The organism is Acinetobacter cumulans (genome assembly GCF_003024525.3).
Classification (GTDB): Bacteria; Pseudomonadota; Gammaproteobacteria; order Pseudomonadales; family Moraxellaceae; genus Acinetobacter; species Acinetobacter cumulans.
This window is the reverse complement of the sequence record NZ_CP035934.2, coordinates 315,514-333,980: the sequence shown is the minus strand read 5'-3', so window position 1 is coordinate 333,980 and position 18,467 is coordinate 315,514. Positions and strand designations below refer to the sequence as shown.

Below are 18,467 nucleotides of genomic sequence, written 5' to 3'. Positions count from 1 at the left end.
CATGTTGTTTTCATAAATAAAGTTGATTGGTAGCGGGAGCTGGATTTGAACCAACGACCTTCGGGTTATGAGCCCGACGAGCTACCAGACTGCTCCATCCCGCATCAACAGATTTTAGCTACAAAGCACCAACTTATGTTCTGGATTATAAGTTGGTGCGGAAGGGGGGACTTGAACCCCCACGCCCGAAAGCACTACCACCTCAAGGTAGCGTGTCTACCAATTCCACCACCACCGCAGCTGTGTCGCATTCTAGACGCATCACTCAAAAAAAGAAAGAACTAATTCTGATTAGTCTGCGCTTTTTGGTGCAGTTGGCGAAGTTTCAGGCAATTTAGCAGGAGCAGTAGGTACATTCGAAATTGCTTTTAAGCTATACGCATCTGTAGATTGTTTCTTCGCAAAAATGGCCAAAGTTAAGCTTGTTACGAAGAATAACGCCGTTAAAATCGCCGTTAAACGCGTTAAAAAGTTACCTGAACCTGATGCACCAAACACGGTCGCAGCACCACCACCACCGAATGATGCACCTGCATCAGCACCCTTACCATGCTGAACCAGAATCAAAACAATCATTAAAACGGCTAAGATAATGTGTACTACCAACACGAAAGTCTGCATGCTGCACTCCTAATTATTTTGTATTCGCAAATGCCTGAGCAATTTTATAAAACGATTCGGCATTCAGAGAAGCACCACCTACTAGTGCACCATTGATATCCGGACAAGCAGCTAACTCTACTGCATTTTCAGGTTTAACACTACCGCCATATAATAGCGCCATTGTTTGACCTATAGGCGTGATCTGACTAATGCCTTCTCGAATGGTGGCATGCATCGCTTGCGCATCTGCTGGCGATGCAGTTTTACCTGTGCCAATCGCCCAAATTGGCTCGTAGGCAATAACTATTTTTTCCCATTGCTGAGCATTTACTACACTCGCAATATCACAAATTTGCTGTAATACCACTTGTTCAGCTTGACCATTTTCACGTTGTTCAAGGCTCTCACCCACACAATAAATGACGGTTAAACCTGCATTAAGCGCATTTTTAACTTTTTCATTTAAAATATTTGGGGCATCACCAAAAAATTCACGGCGTTCTGAATGACCTACCAGTACAAACTCAATTTGGCTATCTTTAAGTAATTCAGCACTCACCTCACCTGTATATGCACCTGTACCTGCTATACGTGAAACATCTTGTGCAACCGTTGCAATATGACGATTTGCACTTTGTAATTCTGCTTGAATGCTTTGAAGTGCAATGCTGATTGGCGCAATACCAATCTGACATGCAGATTCAGCAATTTCTTGATCTTGCAATAATTTTTTTAAGTTTTGAACCAGCTGCTTGGCATCTGCTTGCATTGGATTCATTTTCCAATTGCCAACCACCCAAGGCGTAATCGTCGAACCCGACATATATAACCTATAAAAACTTTCGATGAAAACGGGCACATTCTACACGGAATTGTGAAATTTAATGAAAATTTCCACTGACATTTGAGGATAATTTTTTTATTTGAGCCGACTGACTACAATTTATTTTACATTTTTTCTGCTTAGATTAAGGCCCAGTTCAAAGTTTTTCCCGATATTAAGGTAGTGACATCATTTTCAGATATGGTATTTTTATTTAACGAAAGTATAATTTCAATAAAACCAATTATAAACAAATTGAAGCATAGGTTTATTTACGCATGACAGCATTACAAGGTTCTCCACGATTTACAGGATTTATTCGTCGTTTAGTCGACGAAGGGCACATTTCTGCTGAAAACATGCAACAAGCAATGTTGAGTGCAAAAAAAGCCAACCAAGACATCGTAGCCTATCTTGTCAGCGAAATTGGGCTATCTGGCCTCACCATTGCTGAAACGATCTCTATTGAATTCGCTGAACCTGTTTTTGATATTAGTGCTTACGATGCGAGCCAAATCATTCGTGAGGGCTTAGATGAAAAGCTCATTACGCGCTTTCGGGTCTTACCTATTTTTAAACATAGCAATGTTCTTTTTGTTGCAACGAGTAACCCAACCAATATTGATGCAATTGATGCCATTCGATTCAGCAGTAAAATGCAAACCGAAGCCATTATTGTTGAACATGCCAAACTAGAAAAACTAATCGAACAACAGTTTGCCGAAGAAAGCACCTTTGAATTTGATGATGATTTTGATTTAGATCTTGACGATGGAACCAGTACACCCCAGCCACAAGATTCTGAAGATGAAGAAAAAGGCGAAGAAGCACCAATTGTTAAATATATTAACAAATTGCTGGTTGATGCGATTCGTATGGGCGCATCGGATTTACACTTCGAACCTTATGAAAAAAGTTATCGTGTCCGTTATCGTGTAGATGGTGTATTACGCAATATCACCAACCCTCCCCTACAATTGGCCAATCGCTTGGCATCACGTTTAAAAGTGATGTCACAGATGGATATTTCCGAAAAACGTATCCCACAAGATGGCCGTATTAAACTCAAGCTATCAAAAACAAAATCCATCGACTTCCGTGTCAACTCACTCCCAACATTATTTGGTGAGAAACTGGTACTGCGTATTCTCGATCCTTCTAGTGCCATGCTGGGGATTGATGCATTAGGTTATGAGCCTGAGCAAAAAGAATTGTTCATGCAAGCACTTGATAAACCCCAAGGCATGCTACTCATCACAGGTCCAACAGGCTCGGGTAAAACCGTATCGCTCTATACGGGTTTAAATATTTTAAACCGAGAGGACACCAATATTTCCACAGCCGAAGACCCTGTGGAAATTAACTTGGAAGGCATTAATCAGGTTAACGTCAATAACAAAGTTGGTTTAACCTTCGCTGCAGCATTAAAGTCATTCCTGCGTCAAGATCCAGACATTGTCATGGTCGGTGAGATTCGTGACCTTGAAACAGCAGAGATTGCGGTTAAAGCTGCGCAAACGGGCCACATGGTGATGTCAACACTGCATACCAACAGTGCCCCAGAAACCCTAACCCGCTTACGCAACATGGGTGTACCTTCTTTTAATATTGCAACTTCAGTCAACTTAGTGATTGCACAGCGTTTGGCGCGTCGTCTTTGTTCACAATGTAAAGCACCCGTTGAAGTTCCACACCAAAGCTTAATCGAGCTTGGTTTTACCGAAGAAGATCTCGCAAATCCAGATTTTAAGCTTTATCAACCCGTCGGATGTTCAGAATGTCGAGAAGGCTATAAAGGCCGTGTCGGTATTTATGAAGTAATGAAAGTGACACCTGAAATTTCTCGCATTATTATGGAAGATGGTAACGCCATACAAATTGCAGATGCCTCAGACAAAGCAGGGTTTAATAATTTACGCCGTTCTGGCCTCATTAAGGTTATGCAGGGGGTGACTTCCTTACAAGAAGTCAATCGTGTAACCAGTGAATAATTTAGTATTTATAAAATAAGGATAAATCATGGCTGTCAAAAAAGGGCAGATGATGCCAACCTTCAGTTATGAAGGGGTTGACCGTAAAGGGGCCAAAATTAAAGGGGAAATGCCTGCGCGCAATATGGCGCTGGCAAAAGTCACTTTGCGTAAGCAAGGGATTACCATCAAGAATATTCGTGAAAAGCGTAAAAATATTCTTGAAGGCTTTATGAAAAAGAAAGTGACAACCTTAGATATCACGATCTTTACCCGTCAGTTGGCCACCATGATGAAAGCTGGTGTTCCATTGGTTCAAGGTTTTGAAATCGTCGCTGAAGGCTTAGAAAACCCTGCCATGCGCGAAGTTGTATTAGGGATCAAAGGAGAAGTAGAAGGTGGTAATACCTTCGCTGGTGCTTTACGTAAATATCCACAATACTTTGATAACCTATTCTGCTCATTGGTGGAATCAGGCGAGCAGTCTGGTGCACTAGAAACCATGCTGGATCGTGTAGCCATCTATAAAGAGAAGAGTGAACTTCTCAAACAAAAAATTAAAAAAGCCATGAAATATCCTGCGACAGTCGTTGTTGTCGCGCTGATTGTTACAATCATTTTAATGGTCAAAGTTGTTCCAGTTTTTGAAGAACTCTTCACCTCTTTTGGTGCAGACCTTCCAGCTTTCACCAAAATGGTTGTGAATATGTCACAATGGACACAACAATATTGGTTTATTCTAATTATTGTTATTGCTGCCATTATTGCTGGTTTTCTTGAAGCGAAAAAACGTAGTAAAAAATTCCGTGATTTTCTTGATAAAGCTGCACTCAAAGCTCCTATTTTTGGTGACCTAGTTTATAAGGCGATTATCGCGCGTTATAGTCGTACGCTGGCAACCACTTTTGCTGCGGGTGTACCCTTAATTGATGCGCTAGAGTCTACCGCAGGCGCAACCAACAACTGTGTCTATGAAGAAGCGGTCTTAAAAATCCGCGATGATGTCGCAACTGGTCAACAATTGCAGTTTGCCATGCGCGTTACCAATAAATTCCCATCCATGGCGGTGCAAATGGTAGCGATTGGTGAAGAATCTGGTGCTCTCGATTCAATGTTAGACAAAGTTGCAACCCATTATGAAAATGAAGTAGATAATGCCGTAGATGGCTTAACAGCAATGATGGAACCTCTAATTATGGCAGTTTTAGGTGTACTTGTTGGTGGTCTCGTAATTGCCATGTATTTACCAATCTTCCAAATGGGTTCCGTGGTTTAATGCAAGATTTAGTAGAATATTTAATTCAAAACCCAACAGCGCTTTATTGCGTTGTTGGGATTTTTAGTCTCTGTATCGGCAGTTTTTTAAATGTCGTTATATATCGCACCCCAAAAATGATGGAACAGGAATGGCGAACTGACTGCACACTTTTCCTTCACCCTGAACAACCTATCATTGATGAAACAAAGATCACATTAAGCAAGCCTGCCTCAACCTGCCCTAAGTGCCACACTCCAATTCGCTGGTATCAAAATATCCCCGTGATCAGCTGGATAAGCTTAAAAGGCAAATGCGGGAGTTGCCATAACCCAATTAGTATTCGCTATCCTTGTATCGAATTACTCACAGCTGTCTGTGCTTTAATTGTTGTTGCTGTCTTTGGCCCAACGTTACAAATGCTCTTTGGTCTCGTGCTGACTTATATGCTGATCGCACTGACTTTTATCGATTTTGATACACAGCTTTTGCCAGATCGCTACACCCTCCCCCTAGCTGCCCTAGGTTTAGGGATTAATAGCTATGCCATTTATGTCTCTCCGACCGCTTCGATTTGGGGTTATTTACTGGGTTTTCTATGCTTATGGACTGTCTATTACGCATTTAAACTCATTACAGGCAAAGAAGGCATGGGCTATGGTGATTTTAAATTATTAGCGGCTTTAGGCGCATGGATGGGGCCACTCATGTTGCCTCTCATTGTGCTTTTATCCTCTTTTGTTGGTGCGATTATCGGTATTATTTTGCTCAAAGTTCGTAAAGAAAACCAGCCATTTGCTTTTGGCCCTTATATTGCCATTGCTGGTTGGATTGCGTTTTTATGGGGTGAGAAAATTATGAAAATCTATCTCGGTCAAGCATAAAGGTAATCTCGGCATGACATTTATTTTGGGTCTTACAGGTGGTATTGGAAGCGGTAAATCTGCTGCAAGTGCATGGTTTGAATCTCAAAATATCACTGTAGTCGATGCCGATATTGTGGCACGAGAAGTTGTAGCGCCTGGGCATGGTGCATTACTCGATATTCAACGTGCGTTTGGTGATTGGGTTTTACTCGACAATGGCGCATTAAACCGCCCTGCTTTACGTGAACATATTTTTAAATCACCTGAAGCACGTAAAATCTTAGAACAGATCACTCACCCTGCCATTCGCCAATCCATTATTCAGCAACTACAGCATGCCAGCAGTCCTTATGTCATCTTGGTTTCACCACTTTTGTTTGAAACCAATCAGCATGAACTGACCCATCACACCCTTTTAATTGATGCGAGCGAATCCCTACAAATTCAACGTGCCAGCCAACGTGATGGCCAAAGTGTTGAACAAATTCAAAATATTATCCAGGTACAAATGTCACGGGCAGATAAACGCGCCTTGGCTGATGATATTGTTGTGAATGATGGTCATCTCGATCATTTATATCAACAGTTAACGCCCCTACATCAACAATACTTAAAACGCGCAGAAAAAAAGCAGTCTTAATACAGACTGCTTTTTTTGCACATTCATTCACAGATCATTCGGCAACTTAACGACGACGCAACCAACGCCATGGCTGCAAAGCACCTATTGCCATCCCGAATAAACCACAAATAATCGCAAAACTTAAAGGCTCATTCAGCAATGGAACGGCCAAAATTGCAGCCATAAATGGTGCCAGTGTGACAATGCTGCCCGCCTTAAAGGCTCCAAGGCGTTTAATTGCTTCCACATAGGTTAAGGTCGCAACAATCACCACAAAAATGCCATGATATAAAACTTGAGCCAGCAAATGCATCGGCTCAGGCTCACTTAAATGCTTAGGCAGAAATAAAAGATAAATTGGCACAAATACGATCGCTGACCATACAGCAACCCCAGCCATCGCATGCCATGCGCTTAATTGCCACTGTCTTAGCAATACGCTAAAAACACCCCACCAAATGGCACTCATGACAAATAGGAGATCCCCTAGACCAAATGCGACCCCAGTTTCACGATACATTAAGAAGCTCATGACACTAATCGCACCAATCATAATGACTAGACTCGCCCAAGTATGCCGATCAAAAGCCTGCTTAAATAAAGCGAAGGCAGCGATTGCTGTACACAGCGGAATAAAGCCATTGAGAAAAATAGCTGCATGTGCAGCTGGTGCATAATGAAATGCTGAATATGCGGTTAAACAATATCCTACACCACCAATCATGGCCAAAATAAAAGGTTCTTTTTTCCATAAAAAAGCGGTGTCTTTTTTATAGATTAAGATCGGCATTAATATGCAAAAGGCCAATAAAAAGCGCAGTGCGGTAATATCCCATGCGCCGATTCCCCAGTTTGCACTGAGCCGTGCAGTCAGAGTAAATCCCCCCCAAATACACATTGTAATCAGAACATAGAGATAACCTTGTTTTTGGGGAGACATAAACTTTTATTTCTTAAATTAAGTCAAACTCACTCAATATGAGTGTATTAGTGATTACGCTGGCGACATACTTCGTACAAAGCCATACCTGTAGCAACACTGACATTCAAACTTTGTAAATTACCATTCATTGGAATATATACCGTTTGATCACACTGCGACTGCGTAATTGGGCGTAAGCCTGTATCTTCAGCGCCCATCACTACACAAACTGGTGTGCCTGTAAAATCAAACTGTTGGATTGGCAATGCTTTTTCATCCAGCATAGTTCCCACAACACGCACATTAAACTCTTCTTTTAAATGCGCTAAGGTACGTGCCAAATTGGTCACTTGAATAAATTTAACTTTTTCTGCCCCACCCGCTGCCACTTTACGCGCTGTTGGTGTAAGACTCGCTGCACGATCGCGAGGTACAATCACCGCCTCAACCCCCATTGCGGCCGCAGTACGGATACATGCACCTAAGTTGTGAGGATCTGTAATATGATCCAACGCCAACAAGATCGGCTGTGTTGAAGCAGCCATCAACGTATCTAAGTCTTTTTCATTGAGCGTAGGGTATGGACGCACAGCGGCCACAACGCCTTGATGGAAAGGCTGACCTGCTAGCTTTTCTAAGGTGTCACGGCTCGCTTTTTGAATGCTAATACCAAACGGTTCAGCCAATTCAAATACATGCTGTAAACGCTGATCATCACGGCCTTTTAAAGCAAATAAAGTTAAAACGCGCTCTGGCTCTAGCTCAAGCAATGATTCCACTGCATGAACGCCATAATAATATTCAGGTTTTGCCATGAACGGCCTCTTAACGACAACAATTGGAGAGATATAAAATAAAAAATCCTGCAAAGCCAGCTTTACAGGATTTTTGCGATAGCATTAGTTTAACTGATTCAGGGCAAAATTTCCTTGCCTTACTTCAATTTGGCTACGGAATCGCTTAGCCTTCAAAATGACATACGTAATCTAACACTTCATCTGTTTCAATTTTAAAACGGCTTTCACCCGGTACATAGAAGGACTGACCTGCACGGAACAATTCGCTTTCTTCGCTATCGCCAATTTGTACACGGCATTCACCTGAAATGATTTCCATACGCTCAGGGACATGTGTTTCAAATGTCAGTGGCTTTTCCGTTGGAAGCAAAATACCCAATGTTTTCTTGGTACCATCTTCAAATTGAACGGTATGGCTAATGCATAGACCACCAAAATAAACATTTGATTTTTTTACAACTGATACATGATCAAACTGCGCTGACATGCGTATTTCTCCAGATAAAGCATATTTATAATATTTAGATTGAGTTAGTTTAATTCCGCCACTTGAACTAATCAATCAATGAATGCACAGACGGAATCAAGTAATCATGCCGCCTTCATCGCCAAACCTCATATCCATATTGACGATTCTGCTTCAAAAGCTGACTGAGTCTAAAGCAACTATTTTTGAATCTCAAATCACTTTTTATGATACAAAAATATGACATGTAAAACTTTGTCTATGAGCACTTTAAAGAATCATTGGACTTGAAGCTATCATAAAATAAACTAGCGAAGAACATGCCAAAATTAGACCAACAGCTTATTTTTTGTAAAATTACTGTAGCTATATCTAAGTTAAGTGACCAAAACATGACAGTATTGTGATCAATACTCATATTTAACCCCATGAAATATCGGCGATGATGATCATCATCACTTCTCCTCTATCATCTTGTCCAAATTGCGTTAAAATGATGCTGTTTTTCGGTCTTATCTCAACTAAGCCGTCTTGTGAGAAAAACAAAACTTGTCTATCTTAAAACTCAAACTCTTCGCAGCTCGGATGCGTGTATGCTGACACATTTAACTCTGATCAATTTTGCATTAGCCGACCATTTAGCCATTGATATTGAAAAAGGTTTTAACGTTTTAACGGGTGAAACTGGCGCAGGTAAATCCTTGTTATTGGATGCCCTCTCAGCGTGTTTAGGAGAACGTACAGATACCAATTATGTGCGTTATGGATCAGATAAAGCCGATGTTACAGCCACCTTTAGTTATCAAGAAGGCTCACCAGAAGCGCTTTGGCTAAAAGAGCAGGAGTTAGATGATGAGTCAGGGGAAATCCATTTACGTCGTGTGATTTTTGCAACGGGTCGAAGCAAAGCATGGATTAATGGCCGACCAAGCAGTCTATCTGAGCTCAAAGAGTTAGGGCGCTTACTGGTTCAACTGTATAGCCAGCATAGTCAGCAACAATTACTCGAACCGCCCTATCCAAAACACTGGATCGATCGTTATAGTAGCTTCCATGAACCCGCTCAAGCAGTACGTGATGCATATAGCCTGTGGCATAAAAATATTCGACTGCATCAAACTGCACTCGATGCACAAGCGACACGTAAGCAAAGAATTGAAACCTTACAATTACAGCTTGAAGAACTCGAAGAACCTGTACAGCTAGACTACAAAGAGATTGAACAAGAGTTCGATCGTTTAAGTCATCATGAACATATTATGCAAGACTGTGGTTATGGTCTGGCTGCCCTAGATGATGCAGAACAAAACATTAATCAAGAAATTTCATCTATTTTGCGCCGTTTAGAGTCGCATGCAGGGCGTAGTGAACAACTGTCTGAAATTTACAATGCTGTGCTGAATGCGCAAAGTGAATTAGATGATGCGACAGCAAACTTGCGCCAGTTCATTGACCGTCAAAGTTTTGATCCTGAACGAATGGAAGAACTCAATACCCAGCTTGAAGTCTTCCATCGTTTAGCACGTAAATACCGTACACAACCTGAACTTTTAAAAGAGCAATTTGATACTTGGCAAACTGAACTACAGCAATTGCATGAATTGGAAGACCCTGAAACCCTTGCAGAGCAAGTGGAGTTGTCTTACCAAGACTTTTTAGCAAAAGCTGAACATTTAGACCATATTCGCCGTGAAGCAGCCACACCATTAGCCAAACAATTAACCGAGCAAGTTAAACAGTTGGCGTTGCCTGAAGCACATTTTGAATTTAAATTTGAACCACTCGAGCAAGCCTCGAGTGAAGGTTTAAGTTTCATTCAGTTGCTCTTTACCGCAAACAAAGGCATTCCTGCACAGCCCTTGGCAAAAGTTGCTTCTGGTGGTGAATTATCGCGAATTGCCTTGGTGATGCAGGTGATGAATGCCGAAAAAACCGATGCCGAAATTATTGTTTTTGATGAAATTGATGTTGGTATTAGCGGTGGTACAGCGGAAATCGTCGGTCGTTTATTGGCTGATTTGGCACAACATGTGCAGATTTTATGTATTACTCATCAGGCACAAGTGGCCGCACAATCAGACCAACACCTATTGGTTAAAAAGCGTCAGACTGACCCAGCCAGCAGTACAATTTTAGAATTAGAAGAAGACGGCCGTATTCAAGAATTAGCGCGTATGACAGGTGGTGTAGAAATTAGCGAAACAACACTCCAACATGCTAAACAGTTACGCAATCTAAAATTTCAACACGCTTAAGCCCAAATCAGCAAAAGATACGAATTAAAACGCGCCAAATGCAAAAAGTATTTGGCGAAATCTTATTCCTCTTGTAACGTGTAATAAATTAAAGATCATAAAGACAATCATAGAGATAGGGAGACGCCCTTCGGTGAGCAAACAATATCTGACGCATCAATGTTTGATTGCACCGCCAGATATGCAAGATGAATTTTTTGCAAATACGGTGATTTATTTGGCACGCCACGATGAAGATGGCGCGCAAGGCATCATCATTAACCGCCCTTCTGGCCTGCAAATTAAAGAGTTGCTCAACGATCTGGAAATTAATGCGGATAACGTCAATCCGCATGAAGTTTTGCAAGGTGGTCCCTTACGTCCAGAAGCAGGCTTTGTACTTCATACGGGACAACCCACATGGCATTCATCCATTGCGGTAGGTGAAAATGTCTGTATTACTACATCAAAAGACATTTTAGATGCGATTGCACACAATGAAGGTGTTGGTCGTTATCAAATTGCATTAGGCTATGCCAGCTGGAGCAAAAACCAATTAGAACAAGAGATTTCTCGTGGTGATTGGCTCATTTGTGACTCCGATATGGATTTAATTTTTAACTTGCCATACAGTGACCGCTGGGATGCAGCCTACAAAAAAATGGGCGTCGACCGTAATTGGCTTTCTTCCGAGATAGGACATGCCTGATTTATCTTCACCGCATTTAATTATGGCCTTTGACTTTGGCACACAAAAAATGGGCATGGCTGTTGGCCAATCGCTTATTGAAAGCGCCAATCCATTACCATTATTTCCCATGAAAGATGGAATTCCGGTTTGGGATGATTTACTTAAAATTGTGAAGCAATACCAACCGACTTTATTTTTGGTGGGTTTGCCACTCAATATGGATGATAGCGAATCAGAGCTTTCTGCACGAGCACGTAAATTCGCCCGCCGCTTACGCCACCAAACCAATATTGAAACTTTAATGGTGGATGAACGCTTAACAACACGTGAAGCACGGGATGAACTCGATCATTATCAAGCTCAAGGTCGCGCTAAAAAGCTCTCTGCAGACAGTATTGCAGCTGCTTTATTTATTGAAAGTTGGTATCGAAACCCTGAAGGTTTAACACCTTAAATCAGATTTCATTCATAAAAAAAAGCATCTGAATCAGATGCTTTTTTCATTTTTAGATGAATATTTGAAATGAACGATTTTTTATTGCTTATCTTCTAAAATATGAACTGTCACAGTACGACCTGCAACAAATGCCAATTCATTTTTAGGAACTTCATCTAAAACAATTTTTACCGGAACACGTTGTGCCAAACGCACCCAACTAAAGGTTGGATTCACATTGGCCAACAAACCTGTGGTTGAAGTTCTTTCCCTATCTTCAATACCTGAAGCAATCCCTTGAACGTGCCCTTTTAAGCTATGAGAATCCCCCATTAATTGAATAGATGCTGGTGCGCCCACATAAATTTTATTCAATTTAGTTTCTTCAAAATAACCCACCACATAAAGTTCTTCACGGTCAAGTAAAGCTGCAACAGCTTGACCTACTTTGACATAATTACCTGCTTTTAATTCAAAGTTGGATAATGTGCCATCTGCAGGTGCAACCACTTCTGAACGCTTTAAATTCAATTGTGCTAAATGCAAATTACTGGTTGCCACTTCAATTAATGCTTTTTGCTGAACAATATTGGCTTTGGCTTGCTCAATCGATGCCTGCATTTGTTCATGCTCTGCATGAGATTGGTCTCTTTGCGCAAACATTTGGTCTTGTTCTTGTTTTGAAATTGCGCCATCCATTAAGTTTGAATAACGATTTGCATTTTTGTCTGCTAAATTTCTAGTGGCTTCAGATTTTATAACATTGGCTTTGGCCTGTAGTAACGAGGCTTCCGCCGAGGCTAGGCTTGCTTTCGCTTTCGCCAAATCAGATTTCGCTTGCTCAACATCAAGAGATTGGCGTGCAACATCGATTTTAAATAGAACTTGCCCTTTTTTCACCGTTTGGTTGTCTTGAACCAAAACTTCAGTAATTAAACCTGAAACATCCGAAGAGACCTGAATTACATCACCTCGAATACGTCCATCACGTGTCCATGGCGCTGCATTGTAATAGTTCCAAATATGTGTAATTGCCAATATCGCAAAAATCGCAACAACCAGTAAACCTACGGGTCGTATGATTTTACGCAAATCAAAAGATGCCATTTTCATTTTACCTCGTTCATTTCAATTATTTGTGTGCTTAAACAGAACACACGATAAAACCCCAATGGATTAGCCATAGTAAAATGACATAAACACATAAATAGAAAACGCTAGGTAACGGGATCCACCCTTTTGCGATTAAGGGGTCTATTACTAACATCGCTAAGCGCAGCACAACGTAAGCAATTACGCTCTGCACTAAAAGCATGGGGACATAAACACCATAGATATTGAGTTCACCCATATTTATGCTCCCACCCAATGTGTTTGTTCAGTTTTATCAAAACTTGCATGACACAAACTGCTTTGAATATTGTTAAGTGAAATCTGTAGTCGCTGAGAAAGATCCGAATTTTCCATATCTAAAGCTCGAATTTTTAATGTTTGAATTTGGCTTAATATTTCATTTCGATACTGACCTTCTGCTTGATATAGCTCTTTCGCACGGAAGTAATCATCTAAATGAGACTGTAACGCTGCCAAACTTAGGCAAAGTTCAGGCTCGTCATTCAACTTAGAAATCAGCTCTTGAAGACGGGTTAAATCAATAACCGCACTGGACTCAATCAGGGCCAAATTAATCTTTTTCTTTAATAAGTCTGATTGCACTACTTTGGTATTGAGAATACCAATCCGATCGAACATGCCACGTAGGTGAATGCGGAAGTTCACTCCATAAGGGATATATAAGGCTTGCCTGATATCTTTGTAATGTAAGGCCAAAATACGCTGTGCCGTAATATCTGGCGACATCGCTCGAACCAAATGAATGACATAAACAGAAATAATTGGACCAAGTACCGTGCCAATAGACGCATCAAAAAAGAAGATCTGATCTAACGAATAACGATTTTGAAAGTTAAGTCCCATAATCGTTCCCATAAGGACAGGTAAAGCCAAGCCAGTTAAGGGCGGATGAGGAAACATCATTAAGCAATACATTACAAATGGCGCAAGAACCAAGGCCAACTGCCAAAACTCGGTGACGTGCGGAAAAATACCGTAGGCATAAATAAACACCATAACCCCTGCATAAATATTCCCACGAATAAACATTTTCAAAGCAGGCACAGGGTTATCCATCGACGTCAAAATACATGCACTAATTGCCGCCATTTCAGCCAACATAAATGCGGCCTTCCAGCCACTCATAATCCAAAAACCTGTGGCAATCAGCACAATTAAAAATGCAGAAATTCCTCCTCGCACCGCCATCCCATGATCTCGATGTAGACTTGGATAAGTAGTGGTTAAGGGCGCAACACTCTCAGGTAAAGATGCATCACCTTTTTGTATGCGCTGCCAAATCAATTTAATTGCACGTACATTCTGAATAAAATGGCGAATATCCATTTTAAAGCTCTGAATAACCACTTGTTGTGATGAGGTTGCCACCGCCGATATATTGGCAAAATCCTGTTCAAAACTTTCTGGCAAGGTGTTTAATTCATTCTCTGGAAAATCTCCACTCGTCTTATCCAAAAAATCTACAATATGTTGTCTGGCAAGCTCTAGCTGTGGTCGATAACTCGTATCAATTTCATCGAGTTGTTTAATGCGTTCTGCCATGGCAACTAAATTACTCACCAGCATACTGAGCTGATGCAATAACTCTTGTAAAGGTTTGGTCATCCCCTTCAAAGTTGATTTTTCATAAGTCAAATGCACTGCCATGACATGAATATCAGCAATATCACGTGCAATATGACTCAGCGCCGTGCTGTAATTTTCTAATGCTTTTTCATCTATTAATATTTTTTCAAAAAGCTGTTTTGTATCTAAAAGTGCTTTTGACACTCGGGTTTTTACAGCAGGCCCAATATGCATTGGAAAAATAGTGGTCGTCACAATCGCACTACACACCACCCCAACCGTAATTTCTAAAAACCGCCCTACAGCCATATCAAATATAGAGCTGGTATCGATGTTATAAATAATGCTGTAGCAAATAATCACCGTGGTATAGCCCGCCAACATACACACATAACTACGCGGGGTTCGGTCTAACAGTGAAATATAAAGACAAAAACCCACCCAAAAGGCTAAAAAGAAAGTAAATAGCCAAGGGGTGTTAATTAAAAACGGTGTAACAGCAACGGAAACGACCGCACCCAATAGCGTCCCTAAAACGCGATACAAACTTTTAGAAGACGTCATGCCTGCATAAGGATTAGCAATAACAAATACAGTGCCAATCGCCCAAATGGGATAGGCCAAATTTAAAGCGAATGCAACATAAAGTGAAAGCATGCCTGCTAAAAACGTTTTAGTCGCAAAAATCCAGTCCATTTTATTCGGACGAAATGCAAGTAATTGTTTGGTTAATAACATGTCTTTCTCAAAGATGATGCTTTTAAACCACGAACTCACAGGGATGACTCGACCTGAGCAGGTCCAACATCCAATACGATGCCTACGTAGATATGGTTTAAAAGCAAAGAAATTTGGCGAAAGAATGCACCAACCCAAATAAAGGTTAATAATTCGCCATTAGATATTTTGTTTGCATTTTTTCAAATTTAGCATTCAAAGTCAATATAAATTATCCAATAGTGATAATTTAACTTATTTTATCTTCATGCTTTCTAATTAAAATGCAATCCAAGAGCCAAAGATTCTCCTTTGAAGCTCACAGCTGACATACAGAATGTGTCGAAAACTCCTGCAGAGCAGCAGTGTTTTTGTTATAAAGTAACTCTTAATTTGAAATTTTCCGCTTATTTTGAGCAAGTAGGTTTTTTATGGCCCTATCCAGTTTTGGTAAAATTCTTACTGTCTTGGACTTATTCTCTATTTCACGTCCCGTCATTAATGTCGATATCATCAGTGAAGAACTTGGCTTATCAAAACCCACGAGCTACCGCTATTTAAAAGAATTGGTCTCTGTAGAACTATTACAACGCCTAAGTGGAACCTCTGGCGATTATACATTGGGCTCAAAAATAGCCGTTTTGGACTATATTTCACGTACCACAGATCCCTTGGTCCAAATCAGCACGCCGTTTATGCAAGATATTGTCGAACGGACAGAGTTTTCTTGCCTATTAACGCATTTAAATCATGATTCCTGCATTGATCTACATGATGAAGTGTATAAAAACACCTTGCTGCTGTCGTATGGTCGCGGTTGTCCACGTCCTGTCTTTGTCGGTTCATCAGCCAAAGTTATGATTTCACATTTACCTAAACAGATGATGCTGGATTACTATCAACGCTTTGCAGAACAATTATCAGCAGTCAATTTTGCGCAAGATCAGCATGAGTTTTTAGAAAAAATGAAGAAGATTAAAAAGCAAGGCTATTATTTTTCTGTAGGTGAACTCGATCCTAATATTTCTGGTTTGTCCGTGCCGATCAAATTTTCCAGCAAAGAACCACCACTCGCACTGACCTTGTTAGCATCTAAAAACCGCTTTGAGTTTGTTAATCTACAAAAACTCATTGAGATTTTGCAAGAAAATGCCAGTTTAATTGAGAAAAAGGTCAATACACTGGCTGAGCAAACACAGCATTCACCTCTATAAAAGCATCTTTGATTGCACAAAAATAGTTGAATATTTAGATAGATTCTCATAATATGATTATTGTTCTTCATCAACCATAATGTTCCATGACATCTTTGTGCGATATAAAGAAGACACTCCTCAGAAGTAAAAAGCTCATGTTTCTATGGGCTTTTTTCTTGTCTCAATAAAAGTAATGTCTCTGGTCGAGGGCACTTTGTTTTGTCTGGCCTACTGTAGACTTATACTTATGCAATTTTGCTCACAATTTAATACAAGGAAGTCGCTTGTTGGTATGGGTTGAAATACTTACACTAAAATCAATTCAACAATAAAAATAACTGCCCATGAGCCTTTGGCAACTCTTTCATAAGTTACGCCCCTTTGTGCATCCTTATAAATTATTGGTTATCGCGACCTTAATTTTAACGCTTATTGGCGCCTTAACAGCACAAGTCAATGCACTCACCTTGCAATATGCCGTCGATCGGATCAATTCGCTGTTAGAGGCTGGTCAGGGTCTCGCCGAAGGCTGGCGCATCTTAATCACCATTAGCATCATTTTATTAAGCAAAGAAATCCTCAATGCGGTGGTGCAATTTGGTCAAAAATTTTATGGCGAGAAACTGCGCATTTTTGTATCGCAAGATTTAGCTCAAGGCATTATTGAAAAATTTCTCACCTATCGCTTGGCTTTTTTTAATCACGATGCAAACCAAGCGGGTAAATTACAAACTCGTATTGACCGTGGGATTGGCTCTCTCACCCGCTTAGTGCAAATATTTTTTATTGATATCTTGCCCTTATTTACCAGTGCCATTGTTGCGCTCGGGCTCATGTTTTATGCCAACATCTATGTCGGATTAGTCGCCCTTAGCATTGTGCCAATTTACTTTTGGCTGACCTATAAACAAGCGCAAAAGCTCGGGGGATGGCGTAGAAACTTACGTGACGGTCGTGAGAAAAAAAGCCAAGGGATTTTAGGTATTATTAATTCAATTACCGTCATTAAGTCGTTTAATCGCGAATCGATTGAAGCAGAAAAACAGCTAAAACTACAAAAAGAACTCACCCACAACCAAATGCGCACGCGCCAAACCAGTTTTGTGTTTGATGGCTTAAAAACCTTTATTGAACAAATTGGCATTGTGCTCATTATTATATTAACAGCCTATTTTGTGCTCGATGGACAAATGACCATTGGGATGATTATGTACCATGTTTTACTCTTTAATAATGTTTCAGCTCCGATTCGCTCTTTGCATCGCATCTATGATGAAGTGAATGATGCCATGATTTATGCCGAAAGCTTCTTTGGCATTCTTGAAGCGGATGATGAAATTGAACATTCTGGCCCCTTAAAGCCATCAATTCAGGGTGAATTTAAACTACAAAATGTCGACTTTTCCTATCCCAATGGTCATCAAGCTTTAAAGCAAATTAATATGACCATTCAACCCAATAAAATTACTGCCTTAGTCGGTTTATCGGGTGCTGGAAAATCAACATTAATTAGTCTCTTAGACAAATTTTACCAACCTCAAGCAGGAACAATTCAGATTGATGGGATTCCCCTGCAAGACATCGATACGCATTATTTACGTGAACATATTGGTTTGGTTTTGCAAAAAAACCATATTTTCCAAGGCACAATTTTTGAAAATATTCGTTATGGTAAAACCCATGCCAGTTTAGACGATGTTATTGAAGCTGCAAAAAAAGCCTCAATTCATGAGCAAATTTTGCAACTCGAACATGGCTATGACACAGATGCACTCATGCTGTCCGGTGGACAACAACAGCGTATTGCCTTAGCACGAATGTTTTAAAAAAATCCGCCAATTATCTTTTTAGATGAACCTACGGCCAGCCTAGATGCGATTGCCACTGAGCAAATCAAACACAGCCTCGATGAAATTAAGCAAGGGCGTACAGTGGTCATTATCTCCCACAGTTTGTCGCAAATTATTGATGCCCATTACACCTATGTGATGAAAGATGGATGTATTGCAGAACATGGCGAACATCATCAGCTTTATCATCAAGAAGGTGTGTATAAAGATATTTTTGATGCGATGGCCAAGAGCCTCAATATTGAAAAAATTGCCAAAACCTTTGAAGATGATGGTGAAGAAGAAACTCACAGTTAAGCAAAAAATAAACCGCTAAAAA

General features: G+C 40.5%; 16 protein-coding genes, 2 tRNA genes and 1 pseudogene. 9 read left to right on the top strand and 10 right to left on the bottom strand.

The features are described from left to right. Positions 1 to 27: 27 nt before the first annotated feature. The 4 genes from C9E88_RS01520 to tpiA form a co-directional block, all read right to left on the bottom strand. Positions 28 to 104 (bottom strand) — tRNA-Met (locus C9E88_RS01520). A 49-nt stretch (positions 105 to 153) separates the two neighbouring features. Next, a tRNA-Leu gene (locus C9E88_RS01515) sits at positions 154 to 238 on the bottom strand. A gap of 53 nt (positions 239 to 291) precedes the next feature. Further along, the gene (gene secG / locus C9E88_RS01510) at positions 292 to 621 is read right to left on the bottom strand and encodes a preprotein translocase subunit SecG (RefSeq protein ID WP_106983896.1); all 330 of its coding nucleotides are present in this window, start codon (positions 619 to 621) and stop codon (positions 292 to 294) included. 13 nt (positions 622 to 634) lie between these two features. Continuing rightward, positions 635 to 1,426: a triose-phosphate isomerase gene (gene tpiA / locus C9E88_RS01505; protein ID WP_106983895.1), complete on the bottom strand. Its 792-nt coding sequence runs from the start codon at positions 1,424 to 1,426 to the stop codon at positions 635 to 637. Between the two features lie 278 nt (positions 1,427 to 1,704). Here tpiA and pilB point away from each other — a divergent pair, with 278 nt between their 5' ends. From pilB to coaE, 4 genes are read left to right on the top strand one after another with little or no spacing between them, the layout of a single operon-like run. Next, positions 1,705 to 3,417 carry a type IV-A pilus assembly ATPase PilB gene (pilB, locus tag C9E88_RS01500; RefSeq protein WP_106983894.1) on the top strand — a complete coding sequence of 571 codons (1,713 nt, stop codon included), beginning with the start codon at positions 1,705 to 1,707 and terminating at the stop codon, positions 3,415 to 3,417. Positions 3,418 to 3,445: 28 nt separating this feature from the next. Further along, the gene (locus C9E88_RS01495; RefSeq protein ID WP_106983893.1) at positions 3,446 to 4,672 is read left to right on the top strand and encodes a type II secretion system F family protein; all 1,227 of its coding nucleotides are present in this window, start codon (positions 3,446 to 3,448) and stop codon (positions 4,670 to 4,672) included. Then, a complete protein-coding gene (locus C9E88_RS01490; protein WP_106983892.1) occupies positions 4,672 to 5,535 on the top strand; it encodes a prepilin peptidase in 864 nt (287 codons plus the stop codon). Before C9E88_RS01495 ends, C9E88_RS01490 begins: the two co-directional genes overlap by 1 nt. A 13-nt stretch (positions 5,536 to 5,548) precedes the next feature. Next, positions 5,549 to 6,157, top strand: a complete 609-nt coding sequence (gene coaE / locus C9E88_RS01485; protein WP_106983891.1) for a dephospho-CoA kinase — start codon at positions 5,549 to 5,551, stop codon at positions 6,155 to 6,157. A gap of 46 nt (positions 6,158 to 6,203) precedes the next feature. On the opposite strand, the gene C9E88_RS01480 is transcribed toward coaE, so the two are convergent. The 3 genes from C9E88_RS01480 to ppnP all read right to left on the bottom strand — a co-directional run bounded on the left by C9E88_RS01480 (position 6,204) and on the right by ppnP (position 8,345). Then, positions 6,204 to 7,079: a DMT family transporter gene (locus C9E88_RS01480; protein ID WP_106983890.1), complete on the bottom strand. Its 876-nt coding sequence runs from the start codon at positions 7,077 to 7,079 to the stop codon at positions 6,204 to 6,206. 47 nt (positions 7,080 to 7,126) lie between these two features. Further along, entirely contained in the window at positions 7,127 to 7,876 is a 750-nt protein-coding gene (rlmB, locus tag C9E88_RS01475; RefSeq protein WP_106983889.1) for a 23S rRNA (guanosine(2251)-2'-O)-methyltransferase RlmB, read from the bottom strand. Positions 7,877 to 8,021: 145 nt separating this feature from the next. Beyond that, a complete protein-coding gene (gene ppnP, locus C9E88_RS01470) occupies positions 8,022 to 8,345 on the bottom strand; it encodes a pyrimidine/purine nucleoside phosphorylase (RefSeq protein WP_106983888.1) in 324 nt (107 codons plus the stop codon). A gap of 572 nt (positions 8,346 to 8,917) precedes the next feature. On the opposite strand from ppnP, the gene recN reads away from it, so the two are divergent. From recN to ruvX, 3 genes are all read left to right on the top strand, one after another. Beyond that, a complete protein-coding gene (gene recN / locus C9E88_RS01465; RefSeq protein ID WP_106983887.1) occupies positions 8,918 to 10,579 on the top strand; it encodes a DNA repair protein RecN in 1,662 nt (553 codons plus the stop codon). Between the two features lie 133 nt (positions 10,580 to 10,712). Then, positions 10,713 to 11,267, top strand: a complete 555-nt coding sequence (locus tag C9E88_RS01460; RefSeq protein ID WP_106983886.1) for a YqgE/AlgH family protein — start codon at positions 10,713 to 10,715, stop codon at positions 11,265 to 11,267. Next, positions 11,260 to 11,703 (top strand): Holliday junction resolvase RuvX, encoded by a 444-nt coding sequence (gene ruvX, locus C9E88_RS01455; RefSeq protein WP_106983885.1) that lies wholly within the window; start codon positions 11,260 to 11,262, stop codon positions 11,701 to 11,703. The genes C9E88_RS01460 and ruvX overlap by 8 nt, the downstream gene beginning before the upstream one ends. Before the next feature lie 81 nt (positions 11,704 to 11,784). On the opposite strand, the gene C9E88_RS01450 is transcribed toward ruvX, so the two are convergent. The 3 genes from C9E88_RS01450 to C9E88_RS01440 are packed head-to-tail and all read right to left on the bottom strand — an operon-like array spanning position 11,785 to position 15,123. Then, positions 11,785 to 12,792: an HlyD family secretion protein gene (locus C9E88_RS01450; protein ID WP_106984096.1), complete on the bottom strand. Its 1,008-nt coding sequence runs from the start codon at positions 12,790 to 12,792 to the stop codon at positions 11,785 to 11,787. A gap of 37 nt (positions 12,793 to 12,829) precedes the next feature. After that, entirely contained in the window at positions 12,830 to 13,036 is a 207-nt protein-coding gene (locus C9E88_RS01445) for a DUF1656 domain-containing protein (RefSeq protein WP_106983884.1), read from the bottom strand. Positions 13,037 to 13,038: 2 nt separating this feature from the next. Next, a complete protein-coding gene (locus C9E88_RS01440) occupies positions 13,039 to 15,123 on the bottom strand; it encodes an FUSC family protein (RefSeq protein ID WP_106983883.1) in 2,085 nt (694 codons plus the stop codon). A gap of 410 nt (positions 15,124 to 15,533) precedes the next feature. On the opposite strand from C9E88_RS01440, the gene C9E88_RS01435 reads away from it, so the two are divergent. Continuing rightward, positions 15,534 to 16,316 carry an IclR family transcriptional regulator gene (locus tag C9E88_RS01435; RefSeq protein ID WP_106983882.1) on the top strand — a complete coding sequence of 261 codons (783 nt, stop codon included), beginning with the start codon at positions 15,534 to 15,536 and terminating at the stop codon, positions 16,314 to 16,316. A gap of 326 nt (positions 16,317 to 16,642) precedes the next feature. Continuing rightward, a pseudogene (locus C9E88_RS01430) lies at positions 16,643 to 18,445 on the top strand (ABC transporter ATP-binding protein). Positions 18,446 to 18,467 lie beyond the last annotated feature (22 nt).